The sequence below is a fragment of the Candidatus Obscuribacterales bacterium genome, assembly GCA_036703605.1.
Classification (GTDB): domain Bacteria; phylum Cyanobacteriota; class Cyanobacteriia; order RECH01; family RECH01; genus RECH01.
Map to the genome: position 1 here is coordinate 1 of DATNRH010000549.1, position 6,178 is coordinate 6,178.

The window sequence follows — 6,178 nt, forward strand, 5'->3', positions numbered from 1 at the left end:
TTGTTTTCTGAATGAGCCCATCCGAAAACAAGTCGATTAAATCGCTAATGTAGGTATATTGGCGCTTAATTTCCCAGTTATTAATTAATATGTAGCAAGCTCGCTTTAGAGTGTGATGAAACTCTTGCTCTTGATTGGCAAATACAATTTCATAGAGAGCTGGAACCGTATCAGAGCTAGTCGTATTCACTTGATGAATGAACAATCGTCGGAACTCGGCAAGCACCTCTTCCGGCGGCCAGGTTTTGACTGCATCCAGCAAGAACTGATAGATCACCGTTTGGGCGTTTGAGATATCTCTCTGGAAACGACCAATGGAGACTCGACTAAGATTTGATGAATCTTTCATGGGTAGTGCAGTCACGGTTTCAACCTCTCCTATTTCTAGGACGTTCCCCTGATATGGTTAATGTCACATCGTAGAGTCGCGCTCATGAAGCGTCTAACTCTCAAGGTGTGAACACCACTTACTGCATCAAGGCTAATCCTGTAAATTCCGCAATATTACGCATTGTTGTGTGACCTATCACCCGTCACCGCACCCTCAATCGAACGTATAGCCGCAGCTTGAGTCTCATCTAGCGATCGCCACAAGGGCGTATCCGTAATTCTAACTATACTACGTTTATCAGGTTTCAGGAGAACAGCGCGTGATCAAGGGCTGGGTCATGTCGAATCTCCATCACTCCATGGAGTGATGGAGATCATTCCTGCCTTCAAGTCCTCTAACTATATGGGTTATAGGCGATCGCTTCCCCCATATATCAAAATGCGAATCACCTAATTCCTTTTACGCCCCACCTGGACTCCATCCAGACGATTTACGATAAACATTATGTAAAAATACGTAGACTAGTGCGACTGCGGTCACCCATCGGTTGGATCAGCGGTTTCGGCAGCCGATGCCAACCCATCTATGTCAACCCATCTATGTCAACCCAATCTATGCAAAAAGCCCGACATGCGATCGCACACCAGGCCTTCTAGCTTTGAACATTCATGATGATATGGGGGTGGAGGGACTTGAACCCACACGACTTCATCAGTCAACGGATTTTCACCTTCCCACAGCTTTCGCTGCAACTAGGAACCCTAGTCTTGAAGATTGGACCCTCCCTTTACCCTCGACTTTACGTTAGGGTAGCTCCCGTCGGGCCTCTGCACCTTCCGAAGCTAGGCTTCGGCTTGGCTCAGGATTGCCATAGCGATCTGTTGGATCAATCGCCTTAGGTTTCCCTGAGTTTGAGAGCTTCCACTTGTCAGGTTTCTCCGACAAGGCTCAGTTTTCTAAGTCCGCAGCGTCTACCATTCCGCCACACCCCCGAAACGTTCAGCAAGGGCGATCGCCTTTGCTAACCTGTGAAATGTCTGACTTGTTTTTCAGACCGTTATCTATTCCATCACTATTTCTAGGTTTGTGCAACTGTTTTGCTGCATCCTCGCTCATCAAGTTTCATCAATCCCTAGGAGGGCGATCGCAGCAGAGCCACCCATCCAAGGCGTAATATCGAAGCATAAGCCTCTGAAGCAGGAGAAGAGATTGGGGGCTTGCCTGTAGTATTCTGACGAAGGTAGTTTGAGAAACAGGTTGCCACATACCGTTATTTGGGACAGAACATGATGGGGGGATTGATAGCACATCTTGGGCCAGCCGGTACCTATGCAGAAACGGTGGCGATCGCTTGGGCCCAGCATCTGAGCGATCGCACGGGAGAAACCTGGCAGTTGCGCCCCTATCCCAGCATTGCCCAAACCCTCAACGCGGTGGCTAGCCACCAAACCCAGATTGCTGTGGTGCCGGTGGAAAATTCCATTGAGGGCAGCGTTACCATGACCCTCGATACACTCTGGCAGTTGGATACGCTTCAGGTGCAGCAGGCCTTGGTCTTGCCCATTGCCCATGCCCTAATTTCCCAAGCGCTGGATCTGGCGACCATTGAGTATGTCTATTCCCATCCCCAGGCCCTAGCTCAGTGCCAAGGCTGGCTGGGATCGAAGCTGCCGGATGTGAAAACCATTGCCACCAACTCTACTGTGGAAGCTCTAGAGCACCTTGATCCCCAAGCGCCTACGGCAGCGATCGCCTCCCGTCGGGCAGCGGAGCTATACAACCTGCCGATTTTGGCCCATCCTATTAATGACCGCCCCGACAACTGCACCCGCTTTTGGGTGATGGGGCTGGAGCCGTCTTTAACCGGCACCCATACCTCCCTGGCCTTTAGTCTGCCGAAGAACACACCGGGAGCCTTGGTCACCGCCCTGCAGATTTTTGCAAAACGTCAGCTTAATATGAGCCGGATTGAATCGCGGCCCACGAAGCGATCGCTAGGGGAATATTTATTTTTCATTGACCTAGAAACAGGGGCAGATCCAGACTCGGTGCAAAGGGCTCTAGAAGAACTTAAATCCTGTACTGAAACCCTGAAAATCTTTGGTAGCTATTCCGTTGCCGCCGTTGATGAACCGACGTCCCTGCCGCTCTAGACAACTCTCTGTTCATCCTAGGTAACCCAGCGAAGCCCCCGCGAGGGGAGCGAACCCTGCTAGGATCATGGGGTTCATCCATACGTGTTTCGCTCCGGCGCACCGAATCGGTAAATTATGCAAGCTCGTCGAATTGCTCGTGAATTGGCGCTATTGGGCGCAAGTCAACTGCCTGCCACCCCAGAAGCTCTGGACATGCAGCAGGTTCAAAATTTGGTGTTAGCCGCCGTGCGAACCTTGACAACGGAAAGTCGTGAGACTTTAGAGGTGGCGATTTCGGAACTGGAGCGCGGTAGCGAACGCCTGCTGTCTAGCGAGACGCGATCGGCCGATATCCAAGGGGCACGCACCATGACTCGGGAGGCGATCGACCTCACCCAGGTGGCCATCAATCGCTTGGGTTATGCCCTAGAACTGCCTGAATTCATCCAGCTCGCCAACCAGCAAGATGTGCGAGACTACGCGATCGACATCATCAAGCAGGTGAAGCAGAATCGGGAATCCATTGATGAGTTGATTACCAGCTCCATGGTGGACTGGCAGCTTAAGCGCCTGATTCGGCTGGATCAAGATATCCTACGGATTGCCGTCACGGAAGTGCTCTACCTAGGCGTTCCCGATCGCGTTGCTATTAACGAAGCGATCGAATTGGCCAAGCGCTATGGCGATGAAGAAAGCCATAAGTTCATCAATGGCGTCCTGCGGCGGGTGACGGACGCGATCAAGTCGCAGTCTTTGGCCCAAGCTCCCCCTGAAGTCTAGATACGGAGGGGGACAAGAGGCACGTGATGTTGGGGCATGTTTGGGAAACGCCAAGAGCGCTGAGGGTTCGGGTTTCCGGTCGATTTCTAGGTCAAGGCTCTAGTACCATACCCTAATAGCTTACGGTTCTAGCCGAGTTTGTTGATGGAAGGCGCACGTTGGGAGAGCAGCTATGGCTTTTGATTGGTTTAAGCGACAGTTCAGTCGCAATCGCGACGAAAAAGACGAGAACAAACCTCAAGACACGTCGCCGCCCGAACAAGCTGCGGAGGCACCACCAGCAGAGGCTCCGGCGAGCACGGCTCCAACCAACGCCGAGGACTATCTAGCCTGGGCGAAGGCAGCCTACCAAACCATTCAGGAACAGCAGGGCACTAAGATTGCCCCTGAGCCAGCGCCACCAGCAGAGGAACCGGTTGAGGTTGCGGAACCGGTTGCCGAGGAAGTCCCTGAGGAACCCGTTACCCAGGAAGTCGCTGAAGAACCGGTTGCCGAGGAACTCGTTGCAGAAGAGCCGGTTGTAGAAGAATCAGTTGTTGAGGAAGTCGCTGAGGAGCCGGTTGCCGAGGAATCCGTTGCAGAAGAGCCGGTTGTAGAAGAATCTGTCGAGGAAGTCCCTGAGGAACTAGTTGCCGAGGAATCGGTTGCAGAAGAACCGGTTGTAGAAGAATCGGTTGCAGAAGAACCGGTTGTAGAAGAACCGGTTGTAGAGGAAACGGCTGCCGAAGAAATTGTAGAAGAACCGGTTGCTGAGGAGATTGAGGAATCAGTTGTCGAAGAACCAGTTGCCGAGGAAGTTGTCGAAGAACCAACTCCTCCTGTAGGTGTGGATATCCCACCCGCCGCGGCCGAGCCAACGGTCAGCGATCGCACCCCAGAACCTGCCCTTGCCGAGCCGGAAGCCGCTAGCCAGCCCGATGTCCCCGCCAGTGATGTTGAGGCACCGGCAGCACTACCCTTCTGGGCCCAGGCTGAAACCGAGCGCCAAGAACGTCTTGAACGACTCAAGGCAGAAGCCCTCGATGAAGCCGAGGCAGCGATCGCTCCCCCCTCTACACCCAGCATTGTCCTAGATGATGATTTCCTCTGGTCGGCAGGGGTGTTGGCGGCTCAGGGGCGGCGTCCTGAAGACGTATCTCTGGAAGAAATTACCTGGCTGAATCGTCTGCGCCAAGGTTTGGGCAAAACCCGCCGTAGTTTGGTGAACCAACTGCGGGCGATCGTCGGCCAGGGGCCGCTCAACCAAGAAGCGGTGTTGGAGATCGAGTCGCTGTTGCTTCAAGCCGATGTGGGCGTGGAGGCCACGGACTACATTATTGAGGCCCTGCAAAGTAAACTGCGGGAAGAGGCCCTGCCCCCCGAAGCAGCGATCGCCTACCTGAAGGAGATTCTGCGGCAGATGCTCGACCAGCCTTTCCAAGGCAAGTACAGCCCTACCTTTGCCCCCGAAAAAGATACTCTAAATATTTGGCTGATCACCGGGGTGAACGGAGCCGGGAAAACCACCACCATCGGCAAAATGGCCCACCTAGCTACCCAGGGAGACTACCGCTGTTTGATTGCGGCGGCAGATACGTTCCGGGCGGCAGCCGTGGAACAGGTGAAGGTTTGGGGACAGCGCAGCAATGTCGAGGTGATTGCCAACCCTGGGAAAAATACCGATCCCGCTGCTGTGGTGTTTGATGCGATCGCTGCTGCCATGTCGCGCAATACAGAGCTATTGCTGGTAGACACCGCTGGTCGTCTGCAAAATAAGAAAAATCTAATGGACGAGCTGAGCAAAATCCGTCGGATTATCGACAAAAAAGCAAGCCATGCCAAGATTGAATCACTGCTTGTGCTCGATTCTACCCTAGGCCAAAATGGTCTACGCCAAGCTCAAGTTTTCGCTGAATCTGCTCAGTTAAGCGGCGTGATTTTGACCAAGCTGGATGGCACGGCCCGAGGCGGCGTTGCCCTAGCAGTCGTGCAACAGTTGGGTTTACCCATTCGCTTTATCGGTGCTGGCGAGGGCATCGAAGATCTGCGTCCGTTCTCCAGCTACGAATTTGTGGAAGCTCTCCTCAGCGGTTGAGGCGTCTATCCCTTAGCGATCGCCCCCTAGCACATCCTAAGTCTATGGCTCCTAAGTTTGCAACTCGACTTGACTGGCAGCAGGCTGAACTCTTGATGCAGCCTGCCCTGATCCGCGTCATCGACAATATTCGTAAAAACCTAGAGCGATCGCCCTGGCGAGGAGACTACGAAGACGTGCAGCGCTGGCCCAGCCATACGCCTCCAGAGGTGCAGGCTCAGGTGATAGCCCTCCAGCACGAATTAGAAACGGCTGCGCCTGAACGGGCTGTCCTCATCCAGCAAACCCTAGACCACTTGCCGCGCCCCTACCCTGGCTATGAACTCAAGCTCACCCAGGGCGATCGCGAGGCCCGGCTAGATATCTGGAACCTGTGCTACCAGGTGTGTTTTATGGACTATGAGGCCAGCCAGCTAGACCAGCCCGCCGTGGTTATCGACACTAGCCTGATCAATTTTGAAGATCAGGAGGTAGATTGGCAACGGCTGGACGATAAGGCTAAGCAGCTTGTTGATGCAGCCTTTAGCCACCTGCCAGCCACCGACGCATTGTGACCTAGCGATCGCCTAGCCAAACTTTTTCTTGGCTTGGTCGTAGATCTCTTCTGTAATCTCCGCCACGCCGGCCTCGCGGGCAAAGGTTTCAATTTTTTTGCGCGCTGCCGGACGGACAAAGAAGGGAATTTCCTTGAGCCGCGCTTCTGCCTCTGCCGTCCATTCCATCGAGTTGGCCATCCAGGTTCTGACTCCTCCTAGGGTTAAATGGGCGATCGCCCATGGAAATCCTAATCTGCAGGGGCGATCGCCGACAACCGCACTAGGCCTCTTTCAGGGGCAAAGGGCTAAATTTTCCCGTGCC

6 protein-coding genes are annotated in these 6,178 nt (G+C 53.7%); 4 read left to right on the forward strand and 2 right to left on the reverse strand.

Annotated elements, in window-relative coordinates:
- The coding region (locus V6D20_11770) for a hypothetical protein (GenBank protein ID HEY9816461.1) at nucleotides 1–364 on the reverse strand (364 nt) is incomplete at its 3' end.
- Between the two features lie 1,265 nt (nucleotides 365–1,629).
- On the opposite strand from V6D20_11770, the gene pheA reads away from it, so the two are divergent.
- From pheA to V6D20_11790, 4 genes are all read left to right on the forward strand, one after another.
- Nucleotides 1,630–2,484 (forward strand): prephenate dehydratase, encoded by an 855-nt coding sequence (gene pheA, locus V6D20_11775; protein ID HEY9816462.1) that lies wholly within the window; start codon nucleotides 1,630–1,632, stop codon nucleotides 2,482–2,484.
- Between the two features lie 117 nt (nucleotides 2,485–2,601).
- Nucleotides 2,602–3,246 (forward strand): transcription antitermination factor NusB, encoded by a 645-nt coding sequence (gene nusB, locus V6D20_11780; protein ID HEY9816463.1) that lies wholly within the window; start codon nucleotides 2,602–2,604, stop codon nucleotides 3,244–3,246.
- 172 nt (nucleotides 3,247–3,418) lie between these two features.
- Nucleotides 3,419–5,320, forward strand: coding sequence for a signal recognition particle-docking protein FtsY (gene ftsY, locus V6D20_11785; protein HEY9816464.1), 1,902 nt, complete (start codon nucleotides 3,419–3,421; stop codon nucleotides 5,318–5,320).
- A gap of 44 nt (nucleotides 5,321–5,364) precedes the next feature.
- Entirely contained in the window at nucleotides 5,365–5,874 is a 510-nt protein-coding gene (locus V6D20_11790) for a hypothetical protein (protein ID HEY9816465.1), read from the forward strand.
- 12 nt (nucleotides 5,875–5,886) lie between these two features.
- On the opposite strand, the gene V6D20_11795 is transcribed toward V6D20_11790, so the two are convergent.
- Nucleotides 5,887–6,054, reverse strand: a complete 168-nt coding sequence (locus V6D20_11795) for a PCP reductase family protein (GenBank protein HEY9816466.1) — start codon at nucleotides 6,052–6,054, stop codon at nucleotides 5,887–5,889.
- Nucleotides 6,055–6,178: the final 124 nt, after the last annotated feature.

Coding starts and splice junctions, on each gene's coding strand:
- nusB (HEY9816463.1), top strand. CDS start 2,602: ATGCAAGCTCGTCGAATTGCTCGTGAATTGGCGCTATTGGGCGCAAGT.
- ftsY (HEY9816464.1), top strand. CDS start 3,419: ATGGCTTTTGATTGGTTTAAGCGACAGTTCAGTCGCAATCGCGACGAA.
- V6D20_11790 (HEY9816465.1), top strand. CDS start 5,365: ATGGCTCCTAAGTTTGCAACTCGACTTGACTGGCAGCAGGCTGAACTC.
- V6D20_11795 (HEY9816466.1), bottom strand. CDS start 6,054: ATGGCCAACTCGATGGAATGGACGGCAGAGGCAGAAGCGCGGCTCAAG.